This is a genomic window from Vibrio sp. YT-19(2023), assembly GCF_033337395.1.
The window spans coordinates 1-511 of sequence record NZ_JAWOQN010001189.1; the positions used below are offsets into that span (position 1 = coordinate 1).

The following is a 511-nucleotide window of genomic DNA, read 5'->3' on the forward strand; positions in this document are numbered from 1 at the left end:
TCCGCTCAATGTGCTCGATTTTCCTCGAACAGAGGCGAATGAGGCAACGAACAAAAATCCAGATACGCCGTGGGTGTTGATTGTCGAAGATACAGAAGTGAATCAGAGGGTTGTTCGCATTATGCTGGAGCAGCTAGGGCTTAAAGTCAGTGTCGCGAGCCATGGTGAAGAAGCGTTGCAGTTATGCCGCGAGCACGCCTTTGCTCTCATCTTTATGGATTGCCAAATGCCAGTGATGGATGGGTTTATCGCGACAGAGCAGATCCGTGACATGAATGAGTGGGGCGCTCACGTGCCGATCATCGCATTAACTGCCAATGTAGTGAAAGAAGATCAGCAGCGTTGCTTTGAAGCGGGCATGAACGAGTTTGTTGCTAAGCCTGTTACGAAGGGGCGATTACAGCAAATCTTTGAACAATATTTGCCAAAAGCCCTCAAAAATATCGCCACACCCAAGTGAGTAACTTGAAATTGATCAAGTTAAGTGCGTTTCTATTCTGCAATTGTAACT

Annotated in this window: 1 protein-coding gene; it reads left to right on the plus strand. The window is 47.0% G+C overall.

Annotation, left to right across the window (positions count from 1 at the left end):
- Window positions 1–460 (plus strand): response regulator (locus R7E78_RS30765; RefSeq protein ID WP_318059224.1); only part of this gene is annotated, 460 nt, incomplete at its 5' end.
- Between the last annotated feature and the right edge of the window lie 51 nt (window positions 461–511).